This window comes from Xanthomonas sp. NCPPB 2586, from assembly GCF_041475775.2.
Taxonomy (GTDB): domain Bacteria; phylum Pseudomonadota; class Gammaproteobacteria; order Xanthomonadales; family Xanthomonadaceae; genus Xanthomonas; species Xanthomonas campestris.
This window is the reverse complement of the sequence record NZ_CM192981.1, coordinates 2,570,882-2,586,101: the sequence shown is the minus strand read 5'-3', so window position 1 is coordinate 2,586,101 and position 15,220 is coordinate 2,570,882. Positions and strand designations below refer to the sequence as shown.

At 64.4% G+C, this 15,220-nt stretch carries 13 protein-coding genes and 1 pseudogene; 7 read left to right on the top strand and 7 right to left on the bottom strand.

Annotated elements, in window-relative coordinates; translation table 11 throughout:
* The first annotated feature begins 8 nt into the window (after positions 1-8).
* Positions 9-755 (top strand): uroporphyrinogen-III C-methyltransferase, encoded by a 747-nt coding sequence (cobA, locus tag ACCQ09_RS11080; RefSeq protein WP_029217225.1) that lies wholly within the window; start codon positions 9-11, stop codon positions 753-755.
* Between the two features lie 33 nt (positions 756-788).
* Here the strand turns inward: cobA and ACCQ09_RS11075 are convergent, their stop codons facing one another.
* From ACCQ09_RS11075 to ACCQ09_RS11050, 6 genes are read right to left on the bottom strand one after another with little or no spacing between them, the layout of a single operon-like run.
* Entirely contained in the window at positions 789-1,874 is a 1,086-nt protein-coding gene (locus ACCQ09_RS11075; RefSeq protein ID WP_012438394.1) for an acyltransferase family protein, read from the bottom strand.
* A gap of 56 nt (positions 1,875-1,930) precedes the next feature.
* Positions 1,931-3,229 carry an NAD(P)H-dependent oxidoreductase gene (locus tag ACCQ09_RS11070; protein WP_040941309.1) on the bottom strand — a complete coding sequence of 433 codons (1,299 nt, stop codon included), beginning with the start codon at positions 3,227-3,229 and terminating at the stop codon, positions 1,931-1,933.
* Positions 3,226-3,807: a dTDP-4-dehydrorhamnose 3,5-epimerase gene (gene rfbC, locus ACCQ09_RS11065; RefSeq protein ID WP_040941308.1), complete on the bottom strand. Its 582-nt coding sequence runs from the start codon at positions 3,805-3,807 to the stop codon at positions 3,226-3,228. The genes ACCQ09_RS11070 and rfbC overlap by 4 nt, the downstream gene beginning before the upstream one ends.
* The gene (locus ACCQ09_RS11060; RefSeq protein ID WP_040941307.1) at positions 3,804-4,853 is read right to left on the bottom strand and encodes an NAD-dependent epimerase/dehydratase family protein; all 1,050 of its coding nucleotides are present in this window, start codon (positions 4,851-4,853) and stop codon (positions 3,804-3,806) included. The genes rfbC and ACCQ09_RS11060 overlap by 4 nt, the downstream gene beginning before the upstream one ends.
* Before the next feature lie 4 nt (positions 4,854-4,857).
* On the bottom strand, positions 4,858-5,631 hold the full coding sequence (rfbF, locus tag ACCQ09_RS11055; protein WP_040941306.1) for a glucose-1-phosphate cytidylyltransferase: 774 nt from the start codon (positions 5,629-5,631) through the stop codon (positions 4,858-4,860).
* A 54-nt stretch (positions 5,632-5,685) separates the two neighbouring features.
* Positions 5,686-6,870, bottom strand: a complete 1,185-nt coding sequence (locus ACCQ09_RS11050) for a glycosyltransferase family protein (protein WP_040941305.1) — start codon at positions 6,868-6,870, stop codon at positions 5,686-5,688.
* Between the two features lie 245 nt (positions 6,871-7,115).
* Here ACCQ09_RS11050 and ACCQ09_RS11045 point away from each other — a divergent pair.
* From ACCQ09_RS11045 to ACCQ09_RS11020, 6 genes and pseudogenes are all read left to right on the top strand, one after another.
* Positions 7,116-8,295: pseudogene (locus ACCQ09_RS11045) on the top strand (NAD(P)/FAD-dependent oxidoreductase).
* Positions 8,286-8,594, top strand: coding sequence for a hypothetical protein (locus ACCQ09_RS11040; protein WP_040941304.1), 309 nt, complete (start codon positions 8,286-8,288; stop codon positions 8,592-8,594). Before ACCQ09_RS11045 ends, ACCQ09_RS11040 begins: the two are co-directional and overlap by 10 nt.
* A gap of 211 nt (positions 8,595-8,805) precedes the next feature.
* Positions 8,806-9,063 carry a KGG domain-containing protein gene (locus ACCQ09_RS11035; RefSeq protein WP_012438401.1) on the top strand — a complete coding sequence of 86 codons (258 nt, stop codon included), beginning with the start codon at positions 8,806-8,808 and terminating at the stop codon, positions 9,061-9,063.
* A gap of 754 nt (positions 9,064-9,817) precedes the next feature.
* On the top strand, positions 9,818-10,327 hold the full coding sequence (locus ACCQ09_RS11030; RefSeq protein ID WP_011037183.1) for a ferritin-like domain-containing protein: 510 nt from the start codon (positions 9,818-9,820) through the stop codon (positions 10,325-10,327).
* 382 nt (positions 10,328-10,709) lie between these two features.
* Positions 10,710-11,762 carry a chemotaxis protein CheB gene (locus ACCQ09_RS11025; protein ID WP_040941303.1) on the top strand — a complete coding sequence of 351 codons (1,053 nt, stop codon included), beginning with the start codon at positions 10,710-10,712 and terminating at the stop codon, positions 11,760-11,762.
* Positions 11,763-11,899: 137 nt separating this feature from the next.
* Positions 11,900-12,820, top strand: a complete 921-nt coding sequence (locus tag ACCQ09_RS11020) for a M14 family metallopeptidase (RefSeq protein ID WP_040941302.1) — start codon at positions 11,900-11,902, stop codon at positions 12,818-12,820.
* 68 nt (positions 12,821-12,888) lie between these two features.
* On the opposite strand, the gene ACCQ09_RS11015 is transcribed toward ACCQ09_RS11020, so the two are convergent.
* A complete protein-coding gene (locus tag ACCQ09_RS11015) occupies positions 12,889-14,592 on the bottom strand; it encodes an EAL domain-containing protein (RefSeq protein ID WP_372386288.1) in 1,704 nt (567 codons plus the stop codon).
* Between the last annotated feature and the right edge of the window lie 628 nt (positions 14,593-15,220).

Below are 15,220 nucleotides of genomic sequence, written 5' to 3'. Positions count from 1 at the left end.
GTCGTGATGTGGTGTTGCTCTCCGCTGGCCCCGGCGACCTGGAACTGCTCACCATCAAGGCGGTGAAGGCATTGGCCACTGCGCAGGTATTGCTGCTCGACGATCTGGCCAACCCGCAGATCGTGGAGCTGGCACCGCAGGCGCGCGTGATCCGGGTGGGCAAGCGCGGTGGCTGCCGCTCCACGCCGCAGGACTTCATCTGCCGGCTGATGCGCCGTTACGCACTGCAAGGCGTGCAGGTGGTGCGCGTCAAGGGTGGCGATGCCTTGTTGTTCGGGCGTGCCGGCGAAGAGATCGCCTTTCTGCGCGCCGCCGGGGTGGGCGTGCAGGTGATCAACGGGGTCAGCGCGGCGTTCGCGGCGGCGGCGGCGCTGGAGGTCTCGCTGACCCATCGCGCGCATTGCCACGGCATCACCTTCATCACCGCGCATACGCACGACCACGGCGGGCCGAACTGGGGCGCGCTGGCGGCCAGCGGCACCACGCTGGGCATCTACATGGGGTTGCGCCGGGCCGACGCAGTGGCCAGTGCCTTGCTGGCGCATCTGCCGGCCAGTACACCGGCGGCCATCGTGCAGGCGGCCACGCGCGCCGAGCAGCAGCGCCGGCTCACCACGCTGGGCGAGCTGGGCCGCACTGCTGCCACGCTGCCGCCGGACCTGCCCACCCTATTGCTGGTAGGTGGTGCGATGGCCGAAGCCAATGCTGCGTGCGATGACTCGCTTGGCCTGCTGCAGCAGCAGGCGGTGGGTTGAGGCAGTGCGCCGTGTTGGGCTGCTGCACTGCTGTTAGCGGCGTGACAGCAACCGCCGTGCGTGGCGCAACGCGGGGCGTTCGTAGTACAGGTGATACGCGACGCCGAGCGCAATCGCTGCAGCTGCACTGAGCAGCAGGTTCACTTGCCAGGTCGCGGCGGGCCCAAGCCGCCGCGTGGCACGTGCCACCAACGACATCAGCGGCATGTGCACCAGATAGATCGCATAGGACGCATTGCCGAGCAGCACCAGCGCCGGCCCAATCTGGATCCAGCCGCGCCATTCGGCACGCACCAGCCCCACCAGCGCTGCGGCAATCGCCAGCCCGAGCAGCGGCGAATGTGCACGCTGCAGGCCGCCCAGCACGAAGCACAGCAAGGCCAGTGGCGCCAGCAGCGCACACACCAGCAGCGGCCAGCGCGCTGTGCTCAACACTGCGCGTGCGGCCAGCATGCCGAACACGAATTCCAGCGTGATCGGGTGGAGCAGCAGCGCACGCCAGGAGAGATCGACGGGTTGTTCGAACGGGGCGGCCCATGCGCCAGCGCCGCGCGCGTCGACGGGCTGCAGTGCGGCGGCGTGCAGGAATGCGTTGTAGAGCAGGGTGAGCGCAGCCCAGGCCAGTGCGCAGCGCAATGGGTAGCCGCTGCGAAAGAACACCCACGCCAGCGCGTAGAACAGCAACTCGTAACTGAGCGTCCAGGCCACGCCGAGTGCTGACTGCCCGCCTACCGGCAGCAGCGTCAGCGTGGTGACCCATGACCAGTCCAGACCACCATCGTCCAGCGCCGGCAGCAGTGTGTAGATCAGCGCCAAAGCAATACCCAACGGCCAGTACGGCAGATAGATGCGGCTGAGCCGGCTGGTGGCGTAGTCATGGCTCCAGCCGGGCAGCGCCGCGCTGGCATGGTTGACGTAGTAGATGATGAAACCGGACAGCACAAAGAAGAAATCCACGCCCAGATAGCCGTGCGCCATGGCTGCGGCCAGCCACGCCGGCACGGGTTCCACCAAGTGCGTAGTGGGCAACAGCATGTGGCTGCCCACCACCATCAACGCGGCGAGCGCGCGCCCGGCCTGCAGCACGCGGATGGTGGAACGGGCGGGTACCGAGACCATGCGGGTGGCACTGCCACGCGCTCTGCGTGGCGGTGCTGCGGCTCAGCCAGCCGCGCTCATGCGGCCAGCCCCGCCGGTGCGAACACTGCGGCCTGCTCGGCGCGCAGTTGATCGATCAGGCGGTGTTGCGGCAGCTGGACGTCGTCGTAGGTGAGTACCTGGTCCTTGGTCACCGCATGCCGCAGCACGCAGCCTTCGGCCACGCCCATCGGCAGCAAGCGCTCGCGCGCGGTGACATCGGCGCGCTCGCATTGGCCGTAGCTCATGTAGCCACCCAGGCCATCGATGGTTTCGCCCGCTGCCAGATCGCGCTTGGCAGTGGCGATCACCTCCACCAGCGGTGCGCCCAGCGGTTGCAGCACGGCATCGCCCAGCAGCACCACACGTGCCACCGACAGCGGCACTTCGAAATGGCACAGGTGATACGGCGTGTAGAAGCTGTACAGCGGGCCTTCGCCGAGTTTGTAGAGGTTAAGGTAATGCCGCTGCTTGGGGTCGTCGTGCGTGGCCAGCACAAACACGCCGGGCGAGGGCAGGGCGCCCACCACGTAATCCACCGCACCGCCCACCGCACGCAGTGCATCGACGTCGTAGCGCTGGGTCAGCTGATCGACGTGGCCGTGGTGTTCGTAACCGCTCATGCCACGCTGCAGGATCGACATGCCGGTGCCATTGGCCACGATCGCCTGCTCGAAGCTGATCTTGGTGCCATCGGCAAAGCTGGTGACCATGTGCGGGTCCTGGCCCCACTTGGCCGCAAATCCCGCCTGGGTGGTGGGCGTGCGATACGGGTCCTGCAGGCCCTTGATGTTGCCGCACAGCAGCGGCGTGAGCCCGATCGAGCGCACGAAGCGGTACAGATTCATCTGCACGCCGGGCTGATCGCCATCGCAGGCGCTGAAGATCACGCCCGCCGCGTCGGCCTTGCGCTTGAGCAGCGGGCCCACGGTGCCATCGAGCTCGGCATTCATGGTGACCATGTGGCGGCCGTTGGCGATGGCGCCCAGGCTGATCCGCGCGCCATAGTCGATGGCGCCGGTGGCATCGATCAGGCAATCCAGCGCATCGCAGCCATACAGCAGCGCGGGGTCGTCGGTGACGGCCGGTGTGCCGGCGGTGATCTGCCGCGACAGGGCGGCCGCATCGTCCACGCGGATGGCTTGCTGGCCGGCCTGGCGGTAGGCCTCGATCGCCTTATCGACACTGCGGTTGCAGATCACCGCCAGGCGCATGCCGGGCACGGCGTGGGCGATCTGGTTGACGATGCCGCGCGCCATGAATCCCGCCCCGTAAAGCCCTACGCGCAGCGGGCGGCCTTCGGCGGCACGCGCCTGCAACAACCGATCGACGCTCATGCGCGCTCCTGTTGAGTCAGCCCGGTCAGTTGGGTCACGCCATGCACCTGCTCATTGAACTCCGGCCAGGCGGCGTCCTTGTCGGACACCAGTGCGGGCGTGGACGGCCAGCGGATGCCAATGCGCGCATCGTTCCAGCGCAAGCCGCGCTCGACAGCCGGCGTATACATCGCACTGGCGAAATACAGCGCTTCGGTCTGCGCCTGCAGCGTGATGAAGCCATGCGCAAACCCGCGCGGCACATACAGTGCCAGGCGGTTGTCGGCAGTGAGTTCGACCCCGTACCACTGCAGGTAGGTGGGCGAATCCGGGCGCAGGTCGACGATGGCATCCCACAGCACGCCGCGGATGCAGCGCACGATCTTGACCTCCGGCGCGGGCGGCAGCTGATAGTGCATGCCGCGCAAGGTGCCAGCCTCTGCGTTGAAGGAGTTGTTGACCTGCACGAACTGGTCAACCAGCCCGGCCTGGGCCATCTCTTGGGTACAGAACACCCGCGCAAACCATCCACGCGCATCGCCTCGCGGTTCGGGCTCGATGATGAAGGCGCCAGACAACGGCGTGGGGCGAAAAATCATGCCGCCGCCCTCAGATCGGCAGCGAGTGCGCCGCTGTCCACCAGCTGCTGCAGGATGCGCAGGCGGATGAAATCCGAACTTTGGCGGAAGTCGCCATCGGCAAAGCCGGCGCGCAGCAGGTCATCGCGCAATTCGGTAATGGTGGACTGCAATGTCTGCTGCGGCTGGTGCTGTGGCGCCAGGCGCTGGAACAGCGAAAAATCCACGCAATACGAGCGGTTGTCAGCCGGTGCGGTGGTAGAGATGGACACCGTGGCCGATGGCATCGCCGCGCCCACTGCCTGCGCCAGATCGCGGATCTGCACATTCCACTGCTCGGCGCCGGCGTTGACGGCCAGAAAGCGCCCGCCCGCCAATGGGGTACGGCCCAGCGCCCAGTCGATCGCACGCGCCATGTCGCGCACATGGATCAACGGCCGCCAGGGCGAACCATCCGACAACACCTCCACCGTGCCATTGGCCACTGCGCTGGCAACAAAATCGTTGAGCACCAGATCCAGCCGCAAGCGTGGCGATGCACCACAGGCGGTGGCAAACCGCAGGCAGGTGATCACCATGTCGGTCTCCAGCTGGGCCAGGGCGCGCTCGGTATCGATCTTGGAATGTGCGTAGGCGGTAAGCGGTGCCACTGCGCTGCTTTCCGAACGCGGTGTGCCGTCTGCGGCGGCGCCATACACGCTGCAACTGGAGGCGAACACGAAGTGTTTGACGCCGGCCTGCGCAGCGGCCTGCGCTACCGCGACACTGGCGCGGCAATTGATGGCATCGGTGACCTGCTCGAAGCGCTTGCCCATGGCGTCGTTGGAGATCGCCGCCAGATGCACCACGCCATCGAAGCCACTCAACTGCTGCGCGGTTAGATCACGCACGTCGCCAAACCATTGTTGATCGAGCACCACCTCGGGCAGCTGGCGCGGGTCGGACAGGCAATGCGCAAACCAGCCGCGATCCAGGCCCACCAGCCACGCGTCCGGGTAGTGCTGCCGCAGGTGTCGTGCTACCACCGGGCCGATATAGCCCATGTTGCCGGTGATCAAGATGCGCATGTGTTTACTCCCAGACGCGCCAGGGCGCCCGATTGGATGACCAGAGGGTTTCGAGATAATTGCGGTCGCGCAGGGTGTCCATCGGCTGCCAGAAGCCCTCGTGCCGGTATACGCTCAGTTCGCCGCGGTCGACCAGGGTTTCCAGCGGGCTGTTCTCCCACACCGTGGCATCACCTTCGATCACGTCGATGACGCGCGGGTCGAGCACGAAGAAACCGCCGTTGATCAGGCCGTCGCCATCGAGCGGCTTTTCGCGGAAGCCGGTGACCTGTTCGCCTTCCACGCGCAGCGCCCCGAACCGGCCCGGCGGTTGCACCGCGCTCACCGTCGCCAAACGGCCTTCGCGCCGATGCAGCGCAATGGCGGCGCCAATATCGATGTCGGCCACGCCATCGCCGTAGGTCATGCAAAAGGCTTCATCGCCGTGCAGGTGCTCGCGCACGCGGCGCAGGCGGCCGCCGGTCATGGTCTGCGCACCGGTGTCCACCAGCGTCACCCGCCACGGTTCGGCGCGGGTGTTGTGCAAGGTGGTGGTGTTGCTGCCCAGATCGCAGGTCACATCCGATTCGCGCATGTGGTAATTCATGAAGAAATCCTTGATCACCTCACCGCGATACCCCAGGCACACCACGAACTCGTTGATGCCGTGATGCGCATAGATTTTCATGATGTGCCAGAGGATCGGCTTGCCGCCGATCTCCACCATGGGCTTGGGGCGAATGGCGGTCTCCTCGGAGATGCGCGTCCCCAGGCCGCCAGCCAGAATCACTGCCTTCATCTGCCTTTCCTTTGGGCTTTCGCGCCGGTGGTGCTGGCGCTGTATGGGTGACTGTCAGGCGCTGACGCTGTGGGCGATGTACGGAGACACGGCGGTCTGCTCGGCCATGGTGGCCAGCGTGTCGAGCATCGCCATGCGCTCTGCCATCAATGTGGGCCGCGGCAGGTCCAGGGTCTGCAGGATCTGCGCCCAGCGGTGCGCCCAATCGTGCCGGCGCAGGCTGTGCACGGTGTTGTGCAGGCGCGCGCGTGCCAGCCGCTCCGGCTGCTGTTCGAGCGCGCGCAGGAACCCGCCGATATCGTCCAGGTCTGCCGGCAGTTCGATCACCGCATCGTCCCAGTCAAAGCACTGTGCGAACTCGGGGCAACGCTGCGCGGAGCCAACAATGACGGCACCACCGGCGGCGCCTTCGAAATAGCGTGTGGCCAGGGCCTGCTTCTTTACGCCTTTGAAGAAGCCTTTGTTGTCCACCACGAAGTCGTGGGCCATGAAGAACTTGGCACGCTTGATCATCGCCGCCGACTGCAGGCGGTGGGCAGGCCAGTGCGTTACGGCACCGCCACGCACCACATCGTGCAGGTAGAAGAATTCCGGGTGCGCCTGCGCATGCGCCAACAACTTGTCGTGCACGTCTGGCTTGCGGCGGCCGATGCTCACCACATCGATGCAGCGCTGTTGCGGATGCGGCATCGGCGTGGCCAGCAACACATCGCAGGCGCTGGGCAAAAACGACACCGGCGTGCGCGTGTACGCGCGCAACGGCTCCACGCAACTGGCATTGAGTACAAACACGTGATCGAACCCATCCAGCAGGCGCAACTCGGACCTTTGCGATTCCAGTTGCTCGGGCCAGGTTTCCAGCAAATAGGCCACGCGCGTGCGGCAGCGTTCTTGCCAGTGCCCAATGCGGCTGAGCGTGCTCAACTCTCGAGGAAACTGGCATACGTAGAAAAACAGATCGTAATCGCGCTCAACCTCGCACCGTTGCGCATTGGATGCGGCCGGTTGGCCGCGCAAGCGGCGCAGCGCGGATACGCCGCGGTAGCTGAGCTCGTTGAGCAGATAGGACACACTCGGGTTGACGCCGCGCCCGCTGGCATACGCGGCCGCAGGCGGACACACCACATCGGCATGCTCCAGGCTGCGCACCACATTGAGAAACGCATAGGCTTGCCCATTAAACGCTTCGGGCCATGCCTCATAGTTCGAGGACAGCAGCACTGACCGGGCCGCAGGCATTGCAACTCCTTGACGCCAACGCTTCTCCGGACCGATCCGCAGCGAACGCTACGGCCGGGTGGGGTGGAGCAACGCACGTCGACAAAAGTTAGATAAAAGTTTGTTGGCCCTAGACAACCGTGAATCATTGGCTAACGGAGCCTAAATATAGAAAATCTCCGTAAGCGAACAGTGATACCAGTCGCGACAATGCGTGACGATCTGGTGTGCGTTTACACTTGCGCGGTCTCGAACTGGACGAACGCATGCACGACGTGGATTGCATCGTGGTGGGCGCCGGCGTTGTAGGCCTGGCCATTGCACGACAGCTTGCGATGCAGGGAAACGAGGTGTTGATACTCGAAGCCGCATCGGCCATTGGCACCGGCACCAGTGCGCGCAACAGCGAAGTCATACACGCCGGGGTGTATTACCCGCCCGGATCGTTGAAGGCGCAGCTGTGTGTTCGCGGCAACGCATTGCTGTATGCATATTGCCGCCAACGCAATGTGCCTCATCAACGCTGCGGCAAGTTGATCATTGCCTGCGATCAGGCGCAGACCGCGCAGCTGGAGGCGTTGCAGCGCAATGCAACCGACAGCGCCGCACCCGGTGTGGTGCCATTGAGCAGTGCACAGATGCAGGCGCGCGCACCTGCGCTGCGCTGCGTGGCTGCGCTGGAATCCACCACCACCGGCATCATCGACAGCCATGCATTGATGCTGGCCTTGCAGGGCGATGCCGAGCGACATGGCGCCACGCTGGCGTTACGCGCGCCGGTGCAGTCGATCGAACCGCTGGTTGCCGGCTTCCGCATCTGCACGGCGGGCGGCGACGCGATGGGGTTGACGTGCCGCTGGTTGATCAATGCTGCCGGTCACGGTGCGCCGCCGTTGGCCGCACGCACCGAAGGCCTGCCAGCCACTGCGCGCGTGCGCGCGCACTATGCGAAGGGCAGTTACTTCACCTTGGCCGGGCGGTCGCCGTTTCATCAATTGGTGTATCCGTTGCCCGAGCCAGGTGGCTTGGGCGTGCACCTGACGCTCGATCTGCAGGGGCGTGCACGCTTCGGCCCCGATGTGGAGTGGGTGGCGCAGCCCGACTATCACTGCGAGCCGGCGCGCGCCGAGCATTTCTATGCGGCAATCCGCCGTTACTGGCCAGCGCTGCCCGATGACGCGCTGCAACCTGGCTACTGCGGTGTGCGCCCGAAGATCAGCGGCCCCGGCGAGCCGGCCGCCGACTTCCGGATCGATGGGCCGGCGCTGCACGGCATGGCGGGGCTGGTGAACCTGTTCGGCATCGAGTCGCCTGGCCTGACTGACTGCCTGCCTGAGCCTTGCCGAGCATGTGGCAGCGCTACTGGGTGATGAGGCGCGGGCCGCCGACCATGCAGGTGCTTCCAGTCAAGCTGGTTCTGCGCAGGGAGGCGCCGCATGTTCCTGATCCAGGTGCTGCTGCCGCTCGCCGACAACAATGGCGTGCGTTTTGAGCAGGCAATGTTCGACGAGGTCCATCACCACCTGGCCATGCAGTTTGGTGGCATCACTGCCTACACCCGGGCACCGGTGCATGGCGCGTGGCAGGAGCAGGGCGCGCAGCTGGTGCACGACGACCTGGTGATCTACGAAGTGATGGCCGATGACCTGGATCGCGGCTGGTGGCGCAGCTACCGCGCGGAGTTGGAGCAGCGCTTCCACCAGGAACAGCTGATCGTGCGCGCGCAGGAGATCACCCTGCTCTAAGCGGTGCGGATCAGCGCGTGCGTGGTAGCGCTATCCCTTTGGGGTCGGGCCGCGTAGAGGCAGGTGTGCAACTTTTGCACAGCGAGCGCAGCCGTTTTTGCCTGCATTGGTCGTCGCCACACCGAAATGCGTGGGTTTGAGGGTTGGCACGATAGTTGCGGTACCTCCTATACCCAGTGACGTAGTCATCGACGCATCGAGAGGAGGCACAGTGGAGGACGGACAGAACGCAACTCGCAGCCGGCGCGGTTTTGCCGCATTGGATCCGGAGAAGCGCCGTTTGTTGGCGAGCAGTGGTGGCAAGGCGGCGCATGCCAGTGGCAATGCGCACGAATTTACTAGCGACGAAGCGCGCGAAGCAGGCCGAAAGGGTGGCCAGGCCGTGAGTCGTGATCGTGACCATATGTCGCGTATCGGCAGCAAGGGCGGTCGTTCCAAGCAGGCCAAGCCCCAGGAAGAATCCGCATAAGTCACCCGGCACGCGGCAATGCGTGCCGGGTCTTGTGTCAGCAATGGAAACCGGCCCCGGTGCGCTTCGGACACGGGGCCGTCAGTGTTTGAAAAGACGCGTTTTGCCGGCACTTTCGCATTGCTGGCAGCCGCAATCGATTGCAGCTTATGGATGCAGGCAGCGCCATGATCCGTGATGCAGTACGCTTGCGCTTGCCAACCTGTTGATGCGCAAGGCATCCATGTCAGGTCGGCAAATTTTGCACACCGTCTCGTGCTGAGAGATCGATTGCAGGCGAACTTGTCGCGATCACTCTGGCCTCCGCAACCAACTGTGCAAAGCATGCACACACCACCGAATGCCTCGCGTGGCCGCGCTTGTGGCGCGCGACGAGCCCAGTGCGACGCAGTGCCCGCGAAGGCAGTTGCGCTGGGGCGGATCGCTGTGACGCCATTGCCCGTAAGGGCGGAATAGGCCCGGGGGTGCTCCTGCGAATGCAGCGCAAGGCGCTTGGAGACGATCGCTTGCGTGGGAAGTATTGCGCCGGGACGCCATGTGCGCCCTGTAGGCAGCGACAAGCCAGTGAAGCGCGCCATCAAACGAGCATGTAGACACGACGCACGACCTCGCGCGGTACTTGCCGCGTGCGCGCAACGAAGCCTGCACATGTAAAGCCATTGTCGACGACGCACACGCCGTTCACTCGATGCAGCCGCGCCTTTCATCGCAGCGCGGGCAGCCTGGATCCATCGTAGACAACAGGAGACCCCGCATGGCCGAACCCCGTGAAAACCTGATGGACTGGTTGCGCGACGCGCATGCAATGGAGCAGCAGGCCGAGCAGATGCTCAAGGCTCAGGCCGCGCGGATCGAGCATTACCCCAAGCTCAAAGCGCGCATCGAGCAGCACCTGGAAGAAACGCTGGGGCAGCAGCGGTTGGTCGAGGCAAGCATCGAGCGCCTGGGCGGCTCGCCGTCGGTGGTGAAGGACGCGATGGGCAAGATGGCTGCCTTTGGACAAGCCATGGGCGGCATGACCACCTCGGACGAAATCGTCAAGGGCGCGATGGCCAGCTACGTGTTCGAGAATCTGGAAATTGCCACGTACACCGCGCTGTTGGGTGCTGCAAAAACGGTGGGAGACGTCGAAACCCAGCGAATGTGCGAGCAGATCCTTCCGCAGGAAGAAGCCATGGCAAAGTGGCTGCTGGAACACCTGCCGGAGCTGACCGAAGAATTCCTGGTGCGTGATGCAACGCCCGGAGTTACCGCGAAGAAGTAACCGCATCGCATGGGTGCACCAACGTGTTGGTGCCGGATGGCAGACAGGGCCCTGCATTGCGGGGCCCTGTGCGTTTTGGCTAACAATGTACGCATACGGGATCACGCGGCCAAGCGGTAGACGCAATACGCGGGCAATACGCGTTCCAAAATCTTCGATTGCTGCTGTTATGGAATTCCATCTTGTTGCGGAGACAGCGCAGCGCACCACACGCATGACGCCGTACATGTGCGTCGCAATCGGCATGGTCTGTGGTCAGCAGCAGCTCGCCATCCTCGCCGCACCGCAGACCCGAATCGATACACACCTAACTCGTGTCTGCTTCCACACCCTCTAGAAGAAAGCTCGGCAATAGTGATGTGCGACAGCATGGGAGTGACCAGTGACGATTGAAAATAACCGTAACATCGTGGCGATCGGCGGGTCGGCGGGCGCCAGCCAGGCGCTGCGCACGCTACTGGCAGACCTGCCGCGCGATCTTCCCGCCGCGGTGCTGGTGGTGCTGCATCTGTCGCCGCAAGGCACGGGCATCGTGGAGATGGTGCGCAGCGCAGTGCGCGGCTTGCCGGTGTACGTGGCCAGTGATGGCGTGCCCTTGGTGCCGGGTGCGGTGTATGTGGCCGTGCCGGACTCCCACCTGATGGTCGATGGCATGCACGTCGTGCTGGGGCGCGGGCCACGCGAGAACATGTCGCGGCCGTCGATCGATGCCTTGTTCCGCTCCGTTGCGGTCTCACACGGCGCACGCGCGTTGGGGGTGCTGCTGTCGGGCATGCTCAACGATGGCTGCGCCGGGTTGGAAGCCATCCAGGCCTGCGGTGGCGCGGTGGCGGTGCAGGACCCAGACGATGCGATCGCCGACGACATGCCGCGCAATGCGCTGCGTGCGCTCACCCCGGACGTGGTGGCACCCAGCGCGGCCCTGGGTGCGGTCATCACCGATCTGGTGCGCGAACCGGCGGCCTGGCCGATTGCGCCGTCGGATGCGCTCAAGCTGGAGGTCGCGATCGCGCGCGGGCAGCCGTCCACCACCGAGGTGATGACGCAGCTGGGGGAGCCGGTGGCGCTCAGCTGCCCGGCGTGTGGCGGGGTGCTGACCAAGCTGCATACACCGGGGACGCTGCGTTTTCGTTGCCAGGTCGGTCATGGCTACACCGCGCCCGCACTGATGTCCGCAAAGGGAGGCTCGGTGGATGAGGCGCTGCGCGTGGCCTTGCGCGTGATCGAAGAACGCGCCGAATTGGTGAGCCGGATGGCCGGGGACGACCGCGTTCACCAGCCATCGGTTGCCTCGCTGTATGCCGCGCGTGCTAAGGAATACCGCGGCTATGCGGATGTGTTGCGCAGCGCCTTATTGACCTCACTGCAGCGCCCGGTCGAACACGGCGCGCTTGTCGAAGACGGCGCGTTGCTGACGCAGGAAGATCAGCATTAAGCAACGCGAGTCATGCCAACAGGCGCGGCCAGCCGTCACCTTGGCCTTCGCCTCACTATTGGTCCACCCGCGCCGGTGGGTTCCGCAGAGACATGCGAGCGCTTACGCTTGTCGGTCTTCCTGCACTGGACCCGGCAATGACAGAGCAAACGCGGTATCCCATCGGCAGCCCCGGCCAGGCCTGGGGCGAGACAGAACGTGCGCAGTGGCGTGCGCGGCAAGTCCGCCGCCGGGTCTATGCAGATGACGTGCTGCAGCCGGTCGCCGCACTCGCCGGTGCATTCGAGTGCACGCAGTACGGCGTTATCGGGCAGGGCGCGGACACGTATCCACTGATGGCACTGCGTACCCCGCACTGGGATGCCACCTTGCCATGGGCGCTGGTCACCGGTGGCGTGCATGGCTATGAAACCAGTGGCGTACTGGGCGCACTGCAATTCCTGCAGGAGCGCGCAGCAGCGTATGCAGGGCGCATCAATCTGCTGGTCGCTCCCTGCGTCAACCCGTGGGGCTATGAGCGCATCCAGCGCTGGAATGCCGAGGCGATCGATCCCAATCGCGCCTTCCGGCCCAACAGCCCTGCGGCGGAATCGGCAGCGCTCATGCAGCTGGTGACCACCGTCACCGGTACGACGTTGCTGCACATCGATCTGCACGAAACCACCGACAGTGACGAGACCGAGTTCCGCCCGGCGTTGGCCGCGCGCGATGGCGTGCCGTTCGTGCCCGGCAGCATCCCGGACGGCTTCTATCTGGTGGGTGACAGCGACGACCCGCAGCCGGCATTTCAGCAGGCGGTGATTGCAGCGGTGGCACAGGTGACCCATATCGCGCCAGCCGATGCACAGGGCGAGATCATCGGCGCGCCGGTGGTGGGCGAGGGCGTGATCAACTACCCGGTGCGCCGGCTCGGCTTGTGCGCCGGTGTCACCGAGGCGCGCTATCGCACCACCACCGAGGTGTACCCGGACAGCCCGCGTACGACGCCGGCGCAGTGCAACCTGGCCCAGGTGGTGGCGATCTGCGCCGCGCTGGATTGTGCGTTGGCCAACACCTGATGCGGCATCACCAGGCCGTGCACATTGCGCGGCCAACGGAATATGCGCGCGGCGCTGATGCACAGCGGTTACGGCAGGCCTGCCGCGGTGCTCGCCTGCGCCACGTAGGCTGGCACCAACCCGGCTTCCATCGGCCTGGCCAACAGAAAGCCTTGCGCCTCGTCGCAGCCCCAACTCCGTAGCAGCGCAATTTCGTCGGCGTGCTCGATGCCTTCGGCCACGGTGCGATAGCCGAGTGCGCTGGCCAGCCGCACGACGGCTTCTGCACGCAGCTGCATGCCGGATTGATCGGCGATGCCGGTCACCAGCGAGCGATCGAGCTTGAGCACATTGACGGGGAGCTCGGTCAGGTAGCCGAAGTTGCTGTAGCCGGTGCCAAAATCATCGATCGCGACGCTGACGCCGGCGTCGCGCAGGGCACGCAAGCGTGGCAAGGCCTGCACATTGCTGCGCAACCAGCGGCCTTCGGTGATTTCCAGCTCGATCCGTTCGGTAGGAATGCCCAGGGCCTGGCAGCGGTCGATCACGTCCGAGGCCAGATTGACGTTGCCGAAGTCGCGCGAAGACAGATTGATCGATAGCGAGAAATCCAGGCCGCCAGCGCGCCACGCGGACAGTTGCCGGAGTGCATGGTCGATCACCCATTCGGTGACCGTGCACATCAGCGCGGTTTTTTCGAACAAGGGAATGAATTCATCGGGCCCGATCGCGCCCAACGTTGCGTGCTTCCAGCGCAGCAGGGCCTCGAAGCCGGTCACCGACAGGTCCAGCAGGTTGATACGTGGCTGGAACACCAGGCGAAAATCGCCCGCCTCCAATGCCGCTTCTGCATCCAGTGCCAGACGATACGAGCGCTGGATGGCGTCGTCGTGCGCCGCGCTATACCAGCACAGGATCGCGTGATGGCTCACCGCATCGCCCAAAGCAACGAGCCCTTTGCGCATCACATCGCCGGTGTCGGGCTGACGCGGCAGGAACTTCACCACGCCGGCATGGAAGGTCAGCGACATAGGGATGCCAGCCGCATCCACTGGCGCGTGCAGCATGTCGCGCAGATCCAGCAGCAGGTCTTCCATTTCATCGGCGGCAGAATTCAGCAGGAAGAAGGCAAACCGCATCGGTGCCACGTGATACACGGTGGCCTTGCCGCGCAGTGCGCGCGTCAGCACATAACTGGCATGGCGAACGAGCTCTTCAATGGGCTGCATGCCCAGCGCCTGCCGCGCCTCGTTGGCCGCATGCGTGTCGTAGATCTCGATGAAGGCCGCCAGCACTGGCATGGCGTGGTTGCCGTAGGCGAGCGTGTCCAGGTCGGCCTGCAATTGGCGGGCGTTATGCAGGCCGCTATGCGGCTCGCGGCGGCCGGCACCGAACTGCAGCTCCAGTTGTGCGGCCGCCACATTGGCGAACATGCGCAGTTGCTGGCGCTCCTGCACGTCCAGGCGCCGTTCGTAGGCATCCAGAACGCACAAGGTGCCGTAGACGCCTGTCTGCGGTGCACCAATGGGAACACAGGCAGCAAAGCGTGCGGGCTCGGCGGTCGCTGTCTCACCGAGCCGGACTGCAGGCAGCACCGCCACGGCAAGTCCCTCATGCTCAGCGTCGTGCGCGCCGTTGTCTTCAAAGGCCGCCACGGTCTGCATGGCCTGGTCCGGTGCAATGCCATGCGCCGCCAACACACGCCGCCGCCCGGATTCGGTAATCGTCAGCGCGGCAGCGGCAGCACCCAGCGAATGGCACACCAAACGTGCAATTTGATCGAGAGGCTCCATGCCGGCCAGATCGGTCGGTGTATCGCGCCACTCCAGATGCCGCTGCTGTCCCTGTTCGTCTGACGAACGCGTCATGCTATTGAGCTCCGTGGTGAAGATCACACTATCGCGTGATCGACATCAAAGGGAAGTGCTGATTCAGCCTTTGGGGTTCTGTAGCGAGGCGTGCATTCCATTGTCTCGAGACACGATGAGGCATTTTTTCCGCGCGACGAAAAAAGGCTGCTTATCCAATCAGTGGTCTTGGCGGCAGAGTTCGTTTAATTGGTGCACCGGATTTTGTATATGAAATCTCATCTGATTTCATTTCATTCGCTCATCTCGGAATTGGCGCATTAACTTGATGCGGTGCCGCAAAGCTGATGCGTGTGTGCAGTGCAGGAAATTTGACACGGACCATTGTGTGGCTTGCAGCATCAGCCAAACCCATCCGCTGGAGTTACTTTTAAATCGGGCACTGTGTCGTTCGCAGTAGCCAGGCGCATCCGCAGTGCTTGCCGCAGCTGCATCGCACGTTGAATTTAATGATGAAAACGACCGCGAGCATACCAATCGACATTTTCCAGTTCTGTCATGCAAGTATTTATGGTTAGTGATACTTCGCACACTTTGCGCATAACGATTCGTT